Genomic DNA, 12,821 nt, shown 5'->3' with positions numbered 1-12,821 from the left:
ACTCGGCGTGACCTTAGCCAAGGCCGGGGGAAGACCGTGAAAATGGACTTTGTACATCCTGAAGTTGCCGTGCCCGGGTCGTGAAGTGGGACGCGACCGTGGTCGGTACGCGTCCCTCGTCGAGGCCGCGCCTTCTTCGGCGCCTGCTCGCATACTCCGCTGCGCGTCCGCTCTTCTCCCTGGCTGCAGCAGAGCAGAAGCTGTGACTTCCTTCACCGGTGATAGCGACATTTGTCAAACTTCCTGTAAATTTTCTATCACCCCGCCGACAGCACACCAGCAGGCCCCGAGGAGACACTGTGGACAGCACCGCCGAAGACGGTGAAGGCACCGGCCGACGGCTACGGGAACTCCGCCGTGCTCGTGGTCTCAAGCAACAGGACCTCGCCAGCGACGACGTCTCGGTGAGCTACATCTCGCTGATCGAGTCGGGCAAACGAACTCCCTCAGCAGCTGTCGTGACTCTCCTTGCCGAGCGCCTCGGATGCACCACCAGCTACCTGCTCACGGGCCAGGACGGCACACGAACACGCGAGTTGGAGCTCAAGGCGGCGTTCGCTGACCTCTCCTTGCACAACGGTGCGAACGGGGAGGCGCTGCAGGCCTTCAGCGAGCTCCTCGCCTCCGCGCCCGTCCTGCCCGAGGCCACCGTGCGCCGAGCACGGCTGGGACAAGCGCTCGCCCTGGAGCAACTCGGCCGGCTGGAGGCCGCAGTCCAAGCCCTCACCATGCTGTACGAGGACCCCAAGTGCATCGCCGGCTCAGCGGAATGGAGCCAGTTGGCCACAGCGCTCTGCCGCTGCCACCAAGCCCTCGGCGACCAGGTCCTCAGCGTCGAGATCGGAGAGCGGGCACTGCGCCGGCTGGACCAGCTCGGCCTTGAGGCCACGGACGATCACATTCAGCTCGGAGCAGTGCTGGTCAGCTGCTATCGGATCCGCGGCGATCTGGCCAAGGCCCGCCTCGTGGCCGAACGTCTGATCAGGATCGCCGACGATCGCGGAGACCGGACCGCACAGCGGGAGACCTACTGGAACGCTGCTCTCGTAGCACAGTCCCAGGGCCAGATCGACGAGGCTCTGGCGCTGGCCGAACGCGCACGCGCGCTGCTGGTCGAGGGCGACAACGTGCGCCACCACGCACTGCTCTCCGGCGTCTACGGGATGCTGCTGCTCTGCTCCGATCCCGGTGACCCTGAACGAGCCCATCAGCTGCTCGAACAGTCGCACGCCCAGCTGGTGGAAGTTGGTACGGCAGCCGAACAGGCATCAGCGGAGAGCAGTCTCGCGGTGGCGTGCCTGCGACTGAACCAGGCTGTCGAAGCCCAGCAACACGCATCCAGGGCGCTGGGACTGTTGCGCAACGAGCCGCGCCGGGAGTCGGTCGAGGCTCGTGCCGTGCTGGCTCAGGCCCAGTTCAGCGCGGGGGAGAGCCAGCGGGCACAGGAGACTCTCCGTGCTGCGGCGACGCAGCTTCGCCAACTGCCCCCGGCCCGCTCGTCGGCTGCCGCGTGGCGCCAGATCGCAGATATCTGGCAGCAGTACGGGTACATCGCCGAGTCGACCGCTGCCTACCAGCAGGCCCTGAACGATGCGGGGCTGCCCGGCCTGCTCACCTCCACCGGCCAGGTCGGCGTCCCCGGCGCGTTCTAGCTGGGCCGGGCCGCCTCGGCTCGTTCACCGTGCCTGGTCAGCGGGCCTGCTGAAGGGTGTCGTGGGCACCGATGAAGACACTGGCCATGACGGCCGGTTCGGTGCTGCGATTGGACCAGGCGTGCCGGTTGCCGCGGAGGACGACGCAGCTGCCGGGCGTCAGCCGGGTCTCGGAGCCGTCCTCCAGTCGGAGCCAGAGTTCGCCTTCGAGGACGATCGACATGTCCACGGTGTCAGTTGCGTGGTGTCCCTTCTCGTCCGGCGCCAGGGCCTGGAGCAGTCCGGGGAAGACCTGCTCGACCTCGGCGGAGAGCAAGTCGGGATCACCTACCGGGCCGCGCTCGGTCTCCGGGGGCCAGCGCAGTATCACGAAGCGAGTCCCGTTGGCCTCGGGGAAGTAGGGGATGAAGGCTGCTTCAGCGCCGCCGTCGCCTATTGCTGGAGCATCGTTGCGCCCCCAGACCTGATAGAACTCGACGCCGGGCAGCGCGCCCACGGTCATGGGGGCGACCGGCCCGTTCGCCTCGACCACCGAGGTGCCGTCGGGTCGGCAACCCGCGACAAGACGCGAAATCGCATGGATCATGGTGTCTCCAAGTCTCTTGGTGTGCCGAGGAGCGAGCCCCCTCAGGCGGCAAGGACCGTGGCACGAGGGTTGATTGAGCTTCCGGGGCCTACCGCATGCGCTCGCGCGAGGGAGGCATCACCGTGCGGCGGGGAGCGCAACCGGAGCGAGTTCACCCAGTGCTTCCTCGACTCGGGCAAGGGAGCCGACGGGGTCTGCCTGAGGACCGACGATCTGCGGATCGAAGTTGAAGTCGAGGAAGACCTCGGTGGCTCCAGCATCATGCATCTGCTCGATGTCAGACCGAATCTGAGCAATCGAACCGTGGAAGGGGGTGCGCCCAGAACCGTTTTCGGGGCCGAGGAAAACGGTGGCGCGCACGACGATGCGCAGGTCGTCGGGGGCACGCCCGGCGCGTTCGGCGGCCGCGCGGACCCCGGACGCGGCCTCGGCGACCTCCGCCACGGTGACAAAACCTGGACTGACCCAGCCCCGAGCCAAGCGCCCCGCACGCGTCCAGGCCTTCTCGGTGGAGCCACCGAGCAGCAGGGGGAAGACCGGCTGGACCGGGCGAGGGCGGACCAGGGTGCGGGGCAGCTCGGTGAACTCGCCCTGGAACTCCGCCTGATCCTGCTCCCACATCCGACGGAGCACCTCTATGTACTCCAGAGTGCGGGCCACTCGCCGCTCCATAGGCAGGCCGACGGCCCGGAACTCCTCCTCGGACCAGCCCTGAGCCAGCCCGGCGTCGAGCCGTCCGTTCGACACCCGGTCGAGCTGGATGAGCTGCTTGGCCAGAACCGCAGGGGCGAAGAACGGCGCGTTGAGTACGGACATACCCAGCCGGATCCGTTCGGTGCAGCCGGCCAGATATCCGAGGGTGATGAGCGGTTCCGCCACGCCGTAGTGGAAGGCCGGCTGGAAGTCGGACGACCATTCGGCATCGTTGCTCTGCATCGGGAAGAGCAGGCGGGTGAAGGTCCACAGGGACTGGTAGCCGAGCGCCTCGGCCTGCCGGGCAATCCGTACCTGGGTGGCGGGTGTCGCCCAGGCTCCGGAGAGCGGGGCTCCCACACCAAGGGCACGGGTGGCGGTTCCAGGCATCCCGCTCACCCCTCGTCGGTGGTCGGGAACATAGCCCGACGTGCCTCAAGGGGCACCTGCTCTGCGAACCGGTAGGTGTCGTAGAGCTCCCGGAATTGCTTGATCTTCCCGTCCACGACCCGGAACAGGCCGTGGTAGGCGTTGGTGTACTCCTGACCGCCGGGCTGCACGATCCGGCCTGTGTACTCGACCAGTGCCCACTCGGGGTCGGCGAACGGCCAAGTGGTGCTCACCGGGAGCTCGATCGACAGGGCCGCGTTCACGACTCCCGTGTACAGGCTGCGCAGCGCGTCGGCACCTTCCAGCCGGGTCGGGCTGCCCGGTGGGGCGAACGGCATTTCCATCACCACATCGTCAGCCAGACAGGCGAACGCGGCTTCGAGATGCCCACCGCCGATCTGGTCCAGGAAGTAGCGCCCCACTGACTGGGCGTCGCGCGGCGGGGCGAGCTGATCCTGCGTCATAGTCGACTCCTTGGTCGGTGATCGATCGAGAGTGACTCCGAGACGGACGGAATGTCAACAAGACTGTCATTTTTGATCAAGAAAAAATGACTCAATACTTGACAGCTGGTCAAATCCTTTGGTTACCATGCATCGCGGAGCGCAGCGAGCGCTGGCAGGACCTGGAAGGGAGACTCATGTACCCCAACGGTGATGTGCGTGTCGAGGGGGTGGCACTCCCCAGTGAAGGGGTCGAACTGGTCGGCGACCTTTACCGACCTGCGTCGCAGCCGGCGGGGGATGCTTCTCCCGCAGTGGTCGTGGTCGGCTCGTGGACCACTGTCAAGGAACAGATGGCGGGCCGCTACGCCGCCGGACTTGCTCAGCGAGGCCTGACCGCGCTCGCTTTCGATTTCCGCGGATACGGGGCATCCAAGGGTGATCCGCAGAACTTCGAATCGCCGGAGCGCAAGATCGCGGACATCGTCAGCGCCGTCGACTACCTCAAATCCCGGCCGGATGTGGACTCGTCCCGGATCGGCGCGCTCGGCATCTGCGCCGGCTCCGGGTATGTCGCGGTCGCCGCCTCACGGAACCCAGAGATCCGTTCCGTTGCCATGGTGGCTCCGTGGCTGCACGACCGAACCTTGGTCCTGGACATCTACGGTGGCCCGGAAGGCATTCGTGAGCGGATGACTCAGGGCGAGGCAGCCCGGGAGAAGTACGAGTCGACAGGCGAGGTCGACTACATCCCCGCAGCCAGCGACACCGAGGCGCAGGCCGCGATGTACGGGCCGTTCGACTACTACCTGAACGCCGGTCGAGGGGCTGTCCCGCAGTGGCGCAACCGGTTCGCCGTCATGAGCTGGCCGCAGTGGCTGACCTTCGACCCCATCGCGGTCGCCCCCCAATGCACGGCACCCACTTTCATGCTGCACAGTCCGGACGCCGCCGTTCCGGACGGCGCCCGTCGCTTCCATGACGCGCTGACGGCACCCAAGGAACTGCAATGGACGACGGGTACCCAGTTTGATTTCTACGACCAGGAATCGACAGTGGTGCCGGCACTGGACTCGGTTGGGGCCCACTTCGGAAGGACACTGTGAGCAGGCGACCTGCCGCTGGTTCTTCCTCCGGGGCAATGGCGGCTGATGTCCGGCCGAGGTTGAGCCCCAATGCCACCGTTCTCGTGGCCTGTCTGGCGTTTTTCGTGATCACGTTGGACACGACGGTGGTGAACGTTGCGCTGCCGAGTATCGGTGCGCAGTGGGACGGTCAGGTCTCGGCGCTGCAGTGGGTGGTGACGGCGTACACCCTGCTCTTCGCGGCGCTGTTGTTGTCGGCGGGCGCGATCTCGGACCGGATCGGCGCGAGCCGCGCTTTCACGATCGGCCTGTCCGTCTTCACCCTGATGTCCGCGCTGTGCGGGCTCGCGCCCAGCCTCGAGGTGCTCATCGTCGCGCGGGCGATCCAGGGGGCGGGGGCGGCGGTGATGATGCCGGCTTCGCTCGCTCTGGTCCGCCAGGCCTACGACGACCCGTCCCTGCGCGCCCGCGGGATCGCGTGGTGGACGGCGGGCGGCGGCGCGGCGGTCGCTGCGGGTCCGGTCGTCGGCGGAGCACTGACGACTGGGCTTGGCTGGCGCTGGATCTTCTTCATCAACATCCCCGTCGGCATCGTTGCCCTCATCGGCATGCTCCGCGCCCCCCGATCCCCGCTCGGGCGGGCTCCGATGGACCCGGCAGGCCAGGTGACGGCCGTCCTGGCCTTGGCGGCTCTGGTCTTCGCAGTGATCAACGGAGGCTCCAACGGCTGGACGAACTCGGCCACCGTCGCCGGCTTCGCGGTCGCGGTCATCGCCGCAGCCGTGTTCCTGGTGGCCGAGTCCCGCCAGAGCAATCCGGCGGTGCCGCTGACAATGTTCCGCAACCCCGCGGTGGCCGTGTGCACCAGCGCGGGCCTGGCCCTGAACCTGGGCTACTACGGCCTGGTTTTCGTCTTCACGATCTTCTTCCAGGAACACCGCGGCGCCTCGGCCCTGATGGCAGGCCTGATGTTCATCCCGATGACGGCCTTCACCACCCTGGTCAACCTCCTGGCCGGCAAACTCACCAACCGCCACGGACCGCGCTTCCCGCTGATCCTCGGCCAGATCATCCAGACCTTGGGCATCCTGGGGTTGCTTTTCGTCTCCCAGGACACCCCAACTCCCCTGCTCCTGGTGTTGCTTGTCCCGCTGGGCATCGGCGGAGGCCTGGCGATCCCGCCCCTGACGACGGCGATGCTGGAGTCGGTCCCGCACGAGCGGGCGGGCCTGGCCTCCGGAGTCCTCAGCGCGGCCCGCCAGTTCGGCGGAGCCATCGGCGTAGCCCTACTGGGCGCACTGATCGCCGACTCGGCCCACTTCATGACGGGCATGCGCATCAGCCTGATCATCGGGGCCGCGGTCCTGGTGGCCACGACGCTGGGCGTGGCCCGCTTCCTGCCCGCCGGCCATCAGCACGTGGACTCATCGGGGCCCGCGCCGAGAAACGCTGAGGCCAACGCAGTCTCCGCTCATCCCGATGGACCGCAGCCACAATGACGGACGAGACAGCTGGGATCACACAGCCCATCGCCGTCGCTTTCCATTCCCACAGGGAGCCCACGAGCCCCTGCTCGGCGCCATCCGGCCGTACGGCATATCGAACAACTCATTCAAGGAGGACTTCCATGGATTTCATGATCCACCTCGACGGTTCCCGCGTCTACGAGCTGCCGGCCGAAGAACGCGATGAGGTCATCAAGCGCGAGCACGCACACGCGCATGAACTCATGGCCACAGGCGTACTCAAGCACATCTGGCGGCTGCCCGGTCAGCGCGGCAATGTCGGCATCTGGTCGGCCGCCGACGCGGATGCGCTGGAGAAGGTGTTGTCCTCCCTGCCTATCCGGCCTCACGCGGATATCCAGGTGACCCCGCTGGCCACCCACCCCCTCACAGTGGAACGGTGAGGATGGCGCCCTGAGCCTGGTCGAGTACCTCGGTCGGGCAGGCCGGGACCGTCCGGCCGAACAGACCGCAGCCGTGCGCGGCCTTATCCGCACTGCCATGCCTACCCGACCACAACTGTCCGGGCTGCCCGGCTCCTGCAGTCCATCCCGGCCGGTGAACTGGAACCGGCCACCATCCTGATCGTCCCTGTAAGCAATCCCGCATTCCGCAGCGTGCTGGAGTACTGGAAGACCCATGCCCCGGCCGACCCGGACCGGATCAAGCGCGCCCTGGAGATGGCCCTGGGCGCAGGAAGCCGTCCCTGATGGGCACAAAAGGCTCCTACGCCGGAAACGGCACACCGGCCAGCAAGTAACTGCAGCAGAACGTCACGCAGTAGCTCGACGCCCTGGCCGCCTCCGGCCCCGGTGCGCCCCCGCAACACCTCAGCCCGGACCAACTGCTGCATGCCCTCGGCCTGTTCAGGCCCTTCGGCAGGCACGCAGACGGCCTTGGCGGTGGAGCGGGCGGCGCCGGAGCCGGCGGCGGAGGTGGCCGTGCCGGTGGAGCACAGCGCACCACCGCTCAGTCCTCCCGCACGGCGGGCCGCGCGGCAGCCGCGGCCTACGCCTACCGCACCGGCAATGCCCAGGCCCTGCAGGAACTCGGCCTGGACCAAGCGGAACTGCAGGCCGCAGCCGGCGACCCGACCGACTGGACCCGCCGGATCGTGGACGCGGCCTGCGGGCCGCTGTCCGACGGCACCATCGAGGACCAGGAACGCCGCTTCGTCGCCGGCGAGGTGACCCAATGGGTCTTGGAAGCCGGCACCGACAGCGCACCACCCAGTCCCGAGGAAGCCGTCCGGGAAACCCTGGCCCTGATCATCTTCGAGGCGGTCATCGGTGAAACCGCACCGTCCTCGTCGGCGGCTCCCGATGCGACCAGAGGCGCGACCGGAAGCGCGACGTGAGACGCGACCAGGAGTGCGACCAGAGCTGCGACCGGAAGCGCGACCTCGGCGAGTGGTGGAGGCCCCGCGTTCTCTCCTACGCGACCCTGCGCATCATCACCCGCTTCTGCCACTCCGTAGACCCAGCCCTCGCCGCCCACCACGTCCCCAGACTGCGCAGCCTCGAAGACGCCGACTGCCACAGCGAACTGGCCTCAGTGGTCGTGCCCTTCGCCCGCAAGGCATGGGCCGACCTCCAGAACCCCGATGCCGGCGCCGTCCGCTTCGACCACGACCACTACCTCAAAATCTGGTCACTGACCAAACCGAAGATCCTCTCGGACTTCCTCCTCCTCGATGAAGCCCAGGACACCAACCCCGTGGTCGAGCAGATCTTCAACGCCCAGCGGGACCACGCCCAACTCGTCATGGTCGGAGACTCAGCCCAAGCCATCTACCAGTGGCGCGGCGCCCGCGACGTCATGACCGCCTTCCGCGGCACGGCCCTCACCCTCACCAGGTCCTTCCGCTTCGGCCCCAGACTCGCCGCCGAAGCCAACCGCTGGCTCACCATCGCCGATGCGCCCCTGCGCCTCGCAGGCACCGACATGATCCCCACCGGCCTCGGACCGGTCCAACATCCCGATGCCATCCTGTGTCGCACCAACGTCGGCGCCATGCGCGAAGTCATGCAGCTGCTCGAGACGGGAAGCCGCGTAGCCCTGACCGGGGGTGGCGAATCCCTGCGAGCACTCGCTCGCGCGGCCGACGACCACATCCAGCAAGACCTTGCCCGGGTCGTGCACGGCCCGGGGCTTGCGCCACGGCGCCATTGCCGCCGATATCGCGGTGTCCAGGCCGGACTTACGGACCGTCTCGACCAGCAGTACCGCCCCGGCCTGCGAGACCACTCCGCCGCCACCGCCCTCGACGCGGACACGCGGATACAGCCCGATACGCTTGCTCACCTGGGGAGTGCTTCTTTCCGTGCAGCCGACAGGACCCTAGACAAGTCCCATCGTTGCAGGTCAGAAGCACTCTCCACTTATTTGATCAAGGCATGGACGAGCAGGTTCATGAAAGCGCGAGCTAAATGAGGCTCGAACCTGTCCGTTGAGATCCACCCGCAGCGGGCTCTGCATCAACGTCATCGAGTGGTGTGGTCAGGTTCCCAGGTCGGCGTCTCGTGCCAGCAGTGCGGCCTGCACTCGGTTCTGGCAGTCCAGCTTGGTCAGGATCCGGCTCACGTACGATTTGACCGTGGCCTCGCTCATATGGATCCGCTGACCGGCGTCCGCGTTGGACAGGCCCTCACCCAGCAGCGCCAGGACCTCCAGCTCGCGGTTGGTCAGCGCGTCCAGCCGGCGGCGGGCCTGCTCGGCACGGTGAGCGCTCTGGCTGGACGCCAACGAGTCCACGACACGGCGGGTGGCACCCGGCGACAGGTACGCGTCTCCGGCCGCGGCAGCCCGGACCGCGCGCATGAGTTCCGCGGGCGCCGAGTCCTTGAGTAGAAAGCCCACGCTGCCCCCGGTCAGGGCGCGCAGTACGTTCTGCTGTTCCCCGAAGGTTGTCAGGATCAGCACCCGCGTGTCAGGCACGGTCCGGTGCAGCTCGGCCAGGGCCGTCAGTCCGTCCATGACCGGCATCTGGATGTCGAGCAGCACGACGTCCACGCGGCGGGTCTGGGCCAGTTCGACCGCCTCACGGCCGTTCTCCGCCTCGGCGACGACTTCGATGTCGTCGGCGGAGGAGAGAATCATCCTGACGCCTGCCCGGATGAGCGGCTCGTCATCCGTGACGAGAACCCTGATCATGAATCCCCTGCGCGGTCCTTGAGTGTCTACCTGCGGTCACTCGCCATCATCCCTGATCGAGCGCCCGACACTCCTCAGTTCCTCACCTCGAAGGACTTCTTCTCGGTCAACTTGCCGTCCTTGAAGCAGAACCGGAAGACCGGCTCCATGTCCGGATTGTTGCTCGACTCCGTGGAAGTCAGGCTGAGGCACTTCGCGCCCTTGGGCACGGGCGGCGCACCCATTTCCAGGCCGTCGGTCAGGAAGCGGTTCTCCTTGGGCAACTGCTTGCGGATCTCTGCCTCGGACTGGCCCACCTTCACCGCGTCGTACTGCTTCGGCTCGATCCTGGCCTTTTCCGCCTTGCCCAGGAGGACGTATCCCCCGACGCCGACGGCGGCGATCACCAGCAGCAGAGGGATCAGTACCGCCATCCCGCAGCCGATGGCTATGCCGCTTCCGTTCTTCCTGCTCATTGCCTTCGCCAGCTCCTTCAGACCGTTCCCGTTCATGACAGGACCACCCTCGTCCAAGGAGTCCCCCGGGGTCTGCTGCCAAAAGGCGCCTGTTGGATCAACGAACGTCGTCGCCACGTTGCCGGGCGCGGGGCTCGGGACACCGCCTTCCGGCGATGTGTACGGCAGCACGCCCGCCAGCCGGAAGCCGCCGTCCGCCGTCGGGCCCGCGTGCGCCATGCCCCCGATGAGCCGGGTCCGCTCACCGAGCCCGGTCAGCCCCTGGCCGCCGCTCACCACGCCCCGGCCGTTGTCCGCCGTCCCGGTTGCGGGTCCGTTGGCGACCTCCACGACCAGCGAGTCCGGCTCATACCGCAACTCGACGGTGATCGGGGCGCCCGGGGCGTGCTTGTGGGCGTTGGTCAGGCCCTCCTGGACGATGCGGTACGCCGCGTGATCGGCGGTCGGGGGGAGCGGGCACGGCTCGCCGGAGTGCCGCAGCTCCACGGCCGCGCCCGCGCTCCGGGACGTTCCTACCAGGCCCTCGATGCCCGCCACCCCGCGCGACAGCGCCGTGGTGTCCTCCGCCGCCGCAGCCGCGACGCCTGGGGTGGTGCGGTCCTCGTGTGGGGCCTCCGTGCTGTCGCGCATCACCTGTACCACCTCGCGCAGCTCGTGCATCGCGGCCACCGACGCCTCGCGCAGCACCCCCACTGCCTCCCGCTGCCGTCCGGTCAGCTCGCGGTCCACCTCCAGCGCGCCCGCGTGCACCGAGATGAGCACCAGCTGATGGCCGAGGCTGTCGTGCATGTCCTGCGCAATGCGCTGACGCTCCCGCGCCCGGGCCTGTCCGGCGATCATCGCGCGCTCGCGTTGCTGCTGGGCGTCGTACTCCCGGAGGGTGTCGGTCAGCGTATGGTGCTGCGACCGGTAGCGGCCGGCCAGGCCGGGCGCGATGATCGCGACCAGCGGCCACAGGACGTCGAAGACCAAGCGGGGCAGTGAGAGGTGAGGCAGCGCCTGCACGACTGCCAGGCCGAGGCTGAGGACGTATGCGAGGGCGAAGGTGCCGACGGCCTTGCCGACCCCGTCGATCCGCCGCCCCGCCGACCATGCGGCGACAAGGACCAACGGAGCGAGACCGCCGAACAGGACAGAGCCGACGGCGGTCACCAGCAGCACGGTCGCGGGCAGCGTCCGGCGCAAAAGTGACAGCGCTGCGATCGCCAGCCCGGCGGCAGCGATCCGTATGGTGCCGCCGTGGTCCAGGGCCGCGAGACCTGCTCCCAGCAGCCCGAACGCTACGCTCAGCAGCGATTCGCCCACGATGCGCCAGGGAGACCACATTCCGGGAGCCAAGAAAGCCCTGCCCGGGGCAGCCAGCCGCGGGGTCGCCGAACGCAGCCTCGCCGCCAGTGCCTGGCGAGCCGATGCTTTAAGGGCCGTAGATTCCACACGAGTCACCCGGCTACGTTAAGACCTTCTCAACCCGCTCCGAGTCGGCCATTGGTCGCGACGGCCAACGACGAAAGTCCAACCTGGCGCGGCGGCCCGGCATCCGTGGGCCACTCACAAGACCCCGGCCGCAGCAGAGCGCCGACGGGCTCGCCGGACCCTGCCCGGCCGTGGTCGACGAACGCGAACAGCGGGTGATGGCCGAAGGCCTTCCGCCAGGTCGCGGCCGCGTGTTCCTTCTGCGAGTGCGCGAGGACCAGGACCCCGTCGATGTCCACGATCACCTCGCCGCCCGCGTTCGGGGCCGCCTGGCCCGCCAAGCGCCAGGCCCGCTCGCGGACTTCGTTTCGCGCGCGTTGGATGGCCGCGAGCGCGCGGGGACCGGCCGCGGCGAGCGTGTCGAGGGAACGGGAGACGGTCTGATCGGACGCGATCGGTCCGAAGACGGCGGGCTCGGCCCGCAGCAGGCGGCAGTCGCCGCCCGGAGCGACGCCGAGTGCGATGACCGGCAGGATCTTGCCGGGGTCGTGCACCGCTCTGGACTTGCGCCAGGGCGCGAGCGCTGCGGACAACCCGGCTGTCGCCGCGATCGACCTGGACCGCGAGCCGGAGGAGATGGGCGGCATGCCCAAGAGCGCGGGCCGCTCGGGCGCCTCCCACCCGATGACGGTGCCCGACCTGGACCTGGTCGCGGGGGAGCCGGCCGAAGCGGTCGCCGCCGCGCAGGCTGCCGTCGACGCTCCCAAGGGGATCGGCACCATCACCTCCTACGCCACCGAGGTCGCGCTCCCGGTGAAGGGAACCTGGAAGAACCCCGCGATCGGCAGCGCCCGCGCCGACATCGTCGTGATCGCCCCGGACGATGGTGTGCCGCTGCTGTTCATCGAGGCCGACAACTGCACCGAGGACGCCGTCCTCATCGCCGCGAAGTTCGACAAGTACGCCCGGTTCTTCAAGCGGAAGGAGAAGGACACCGACGGCATCGAGAAGCCGATGGGGCGCATCCGCTGGTCCGCACTCGAGTGGGAGGGACACGAGCGTGTGCACCGCCGGTCCTGCTCGTCTTCCACCAGGTCGGCAAGCGCTCCGCCAAGAATCAGATGGCGAAGGTCGCCGACCTCACCCGCACCCACTGGCAAGGCCAATGGCACCGTGAAGGCAGCTTCCACTCCTACGACGGCCGCATCCCGATCGTGGCGACCACGCTGGAGCTGCTGCGCGAGCACGGACCGGCCGGGCCCGCGCTCTGGCGGTTCGGCCGCAAGGAGCGCCAGCCGCTGCGGCCGCGCCCTGTACGACCCGCGCCCCGGCGAACCGCGCACGGCGGGCCCTGGTGTGAGCTGCCGCTTCTACTACTCCGGCGATACGCCCTGACCGGCTCCGCGCACAGATCCCGGTCCCCCGACAATGCGTCGCTCGTCCGGG

At 68.3% G+C, this 12,821-nt stretch carries 11 protein-coding genes and 3 pseudogenes; 7 read left to right on the top strand and 7 right to left on the bottom strand.

The annotated features are described in order from the left end of the window. The first annotated feature begins 299 nt into the window (after positions 1-299). Positions 300-1,652: a helix-turn-helix domain-containing protein gene (locus NRF20_RS00955; protein WP_398633622.1), complete on the top strand. Its 1,353-nt coding sequence runs from the start codon at positions 300-302 to the stop codon at positions 1,650-1,652. Between the two features lie 37 nt (positions 1,653-1,689). Here the strand turns inward: NRF20_RS00955 and NRF20_RS00950 are convergent, their stop codons facing one another. From NRF20_RS00950 to NRF20_RS00940, 3 genes are all read right to left on the bottom strand, one after another. Further along, positions 1,690-2,238: a cupin domain-containing protein gene (locus NRF20_RS00950; protein WP_398633623.1), complete on the bottom strand. Its 549-nt coding sequence runs from the start codon at positions 2,236-2,238 to the stop codon at positions 1,690-1,692. A gap of 117 nt (positions 2,239-2,355) precedes the next feature. Continuing rightward, entirely contained in the window at positions 2,356-3,321 is a 966-nt protein-coding gene (locus NRF20_RS00945; protein WP_398633624.1) for a TIGR03619 family F420-dependent LLM class oxidoreductase, read from the bottom strand. Positions 3,322-3,326: 5 nt separating this feature from the next. Continuing rightward, positions 3,327-3,785, bottom strand: coding sequence for a nuclear transport factor 2 family protein (locus NRF20_RS00940; RefSeq protein ID WP_398633625.1), 459 nt, complete (start codon positions 3,783-3,785; stop codon positions 3,327-3,329). 176 nt (positions 3,786-3,961) lie between these two features. Here NRF20_RS00940 and NRF20_RS00935 point away from each other — a divergent pair, with 176 nt between their 5' ends. The 5 genes and pseudogenes from NRF20_RS00935 to NRF20_RS00915 form a co-directional block, all read left to right on the top strand. After that, a complete protein-coding gene (locus NRF20_RS00935; protein ID WP_398633626.1) occupies positions 3,962-4,870 on the top strand; it encodes an alpha/beta hydrolase in 909 nt (302 codons plus the stop codon). A gap of 35 nt (positions 4,871-4,905) precedes the next feature. After that, positions 4,906-6,348 carry an MFS transporter gene (locus NRF20_RS00930; RefSeq protein ID WP_398633627.1) on the top strand — a complete coding sequence of 481 codons (1,443 nt, stop codon included), beginning with the start codon at positions 4,906-4,908 and terminating at the stop codon, positions 6,346-6,348. Between the two features lie 128 nt (positions 6,349-6,476). After that, positions 6,477-6,758, top strand: coding sequence for a muconolactone Delta-isomerase family protein (locus tag NRF20_RS00925; RefSeq protein ID WP_398633628.1), 282 nt, complete (start codon positions 6,477-6,479; stop codon positions 6,756-6,758). Between the two features lie 710 nt (positions 6,759-7,468). Beyond that, the gene (locus NRF20_RS00920) at positions 7,469-7,711 is read left to right on the top strand and encodes a hypothetical protein (RefSeq protein ID WP_398633629.1); all 243 of its coding nucleotides are present in this window, start codon (positions 7,469-7,471) and stop codon (positions 7,709-7,711) included. A gap of 65 nt (positions 7,712-7,776) precedes the next feature. Continuing rightward, positions 7,777-8,463 (top strand): annotated as a pseudogene (locus NRF20_RS00915) (UvrD-helicase domain-containing protein); the annotation flags it as partial. On the opposite strand, the pseudogene NRF20_RS00910 reads toward NRF20_RS00915, so the two are convergent. The 4 genes and pseudogenes from NRF20_RS00910 to NRF20_RS00895 form a co-directional block, all read right to left on the bottom strand. Beyond that, positions 8,449-8,658, bottom strand: a pseudogene (locus tag NRF20_RS00910) (transposase); the annotation flags it as partial. The pseudogenes NRF20_RS00915 and NRF20_RS00910 overlap by 15 nt on opposite strands. 195 nt (positions 8,659-8,853) lie before the next feature. Continuing rightward, positions 8,854-9,507, bottom strand: coding sequence for a response regulator (locus tag NRF20_RS00905; RefSeq protein ID WP_398633630.1), 654 nt, complete (start codon positions 9,505-9,507; stop codon positions 8,854-8,856). A gap of 74 nt (positions 9,508-9,581) precedes the next feature. Continuing rightward, entirely contained in the window at positions 9,582-11,288 is a 1,707-nt protein-coding gene (locus NRF20_RS00900) for a sensor histidine kinase (protein ID WP_398633631.1), read from the bottom strand. A gap of 227 nt (positions 11,289-11,515) precedes the next feature. Beyond that, positions 11,516-11,968, bottom strand: a pseudogene (locus tag NRF20_RS00895) (transposase); the annotation flags it as partial. Positions 11,969-12,020: 52 nt separating this feature from the next. Here NRF20_RS00895 and NRF20_RS00890 point away from each other — a divergent pair. After that, positions 12,021-12,770, top strand: coding sequence for a replication-relaxation family protein (locus NRF20_RS00890; protein WP_398633632.1), 750 nt, complete (start codon positions 12,021-12,023; stop codon positions 12,768-12,770). The last annotated feature ends 51 nt before the right edge of the window (positions 12,771-12,821 follow it).

It is taken from the genome of Streptomyces sp. R-74717 (assembly GCF_047305335.1).
Taxonomy (GTDB): Bacteria; Actinomycetota; Actinomycetes; order Streptomycetales; family Streptomycetaceae; genus Streptomyces; species Streptomyces atratus.
Note: the sequence above shows the minus strand (reverse complement) of the source record. Positions and strands in the feature narration are given on the sequence as shown.